This window comes from Alcanivorax sp. DSM 26293 (assembly GCF_900107995.1).
In the GTDB taxonomy this organism is placed as follows: domain Bacteria; phylum Pseudomonadota; class Gammaproteobacteria; order Pseudomonadales; family Alcanivoracaceae; genus Alcanivorax.
The window spans coordinates 1-2089 of record NZ_FNUM01000022.1 but is presented as its reverse complement, the minus strand read 5'-3'; the positions used below and the strand labels follow the sequence as shown (position 1 = coordinate 2089).

General features: G+C 46.1%; 1 protein-coding gene. It reads left to right on the top strand.

Annotation, left to right across the window (positions count from 1 at the left end):
• Positions 1-401: 401 nt before the first annotated feature.
• Positions 402-2000: a hypothetical protein gene (locus C4S63_RS17240; RefSeq protein WP_146063408.1), complete on the top strand. Its 1599-nt coding sequence runs from the start codon at positions 402-404 to the stop codon at positions 1998-2000.
• Positions 2001-2089 lie beyond the last annotated feature (89 nt).

Genomic DNA, 2089 nt, shown 5'->3' with positions numbered 1-2089 from the left:
AAAGGATCGTCGTTTTCTGGTCATATGACACCTCGCTTAAGGTGGTGATTTTACCACCCTACGTTGGTGTCCGGATTCATTAGACCACTACACCAGATGTGTATTTATCAACTGGTGAGGCATCTAGACCCTCGCCAGACTTTGTGATTTCAAGGAGCCCCGATGGAGCGCCGATATCATTATATTCAGATGATATATGGGATTTAAGAGTTTACCGGCTGGCTGGAGATGCGGGGGCGGCAAGAGTTAATTTTGGATTTACAAAGGGCTCGTTAAAGGGCGAAGTAAAGTGGCTGGTTTTTATGCTCATGTTCATAGCAAGGCCTGCGTTGTCAGACTCGATTAGTGTGGCAACTGTGATGGGCTATATGAAGGCTGTCCGGGCAATTGCTAGATTCTCCATGGAAAAGGACTGCGCTTTATCGGAAATTCTCTCTGATAAGGCGGTGATGGAGGTGTTTGTTGCCACGCTAAGGACCAGAAGTGCACTGTCGTCGTTGTCAGGTGTTCTCACTCACTTGATATCTATTCCAAGTGAAGTCTCTGGGTACAAGGTTTTGGGGGCTGTTAAGCATGAGCTTGTTACTAATCGTCTGAGCAAGATGGGTAAGGATGAACAGCACCCTGTTATTCCGCCAAGGATAATCGCGTCGTTGATTGATCAGCTGGATGAATTTATATCTGATATATCCTCTGTGAGGCTTCGTCTTGAATCATTTTTAAGAAATATTCTAGAAGACAAGAAATTTGCTCGATCACCATCTATGCAGGCGAAACTAGGCTATCGCTGCGCTGAGTTTGGGCCTTTTTTCGGTGAGGGCGCTGACATCTATGGCCTGAGAGCGCTTTTTGAAAGGTATGGCGTGAGAGATCTTCCCTCGTTGAGCTCTTTCCTGACGCGCACTCAGCATGCTTGTCGAATCTACTTGCATATATATAGTGGAATGAGGCATTCCGAGGCATTAAGCCTGAAACTTGGGTGCCTGAAAAAGAAAGGGCGGGGTCGACTTTCTATATTCAAGCTAAGTGGCGAAACAAGTAAGTTTGTCGGTCAGAAGAAACCCGTTTCCTGGGTGACAAGTGAGGATGTATTGCCTGCTTACAAGGTGGTCTCACTAATTTCATCGGTGGTGGGAAATCATATCGGATTGGCGAAAAAAGAAACGCCTCTGTTTATATCCATGGGTTATCTTGAATTCTCATGTCCTTTGCAACATGAGGATGGAATTGTAAGAGTGGCAAGTGCCAATTCCAAGAGCCAGGAGATATATGAGTATCTTGATTCGAGTGATCTAAGAATTACAGCGGAAGACCTGGATGTATTAGAGAAGATTAGTCCATTAAGAGCCTGGGAAGCAGAGTCGGAATTTTCTGTGGGGTCGGTTTGGCGTTTTACAACTCACCAGTTCAGGCGCTCTTTGGCATTTTATGTGACGCAATCAGCAAATGTCTCGCTTCCTTCTCTGAAAAGGCAACTTAAACATCTTACCCGGGATATGACGGTTTATTACTGTCAAGGCTCCGGATTAAGTAAGGACTTTGAGACCGATTCGCATATCGCATCGTTGTTTCAGAGAGAAAAGCCGGAAGCCGACGCAGTGGCATATATCTATGATGCAATTATGAGTGCGGAGAAACTGAGCGGAGCTCATGGTAAGCACGTAGAGAGGAATGTTAGGAGTAATTATGGGAGCAGGGTGGTGCTGCGCGAGAGTCGGGATGAACTGATTTCGAAGTTTAAGATTGGTCAGCTTGCTTATACGCAAACGCCTTTAGGGGCGTGCACGACTATGTCACCTTGTGACAAGCGCTTATTTCGTTCGATCGCCGCTTGTTTGAACTGCGATAGCGCAATTATAAAATCAGGAAAGCTTGATAAGGTCATTCAGCGTCAGAAAGCTTTTATAGACGATATCTCACGTGATGGAGAGTCTACGGTTGAGCTCAGGACAGAGCGAGAAGAATTGGAGGCGCTAGTAAAGTTTAGAGATACCATGTAGTGGTCAACTAATACCGGACAGTGATTTAGGTTTTTCTTCGGCCACCGCAGGGGCGATCCCGCCGTTGTAGCTGTGAGGCCTGTGGTAAT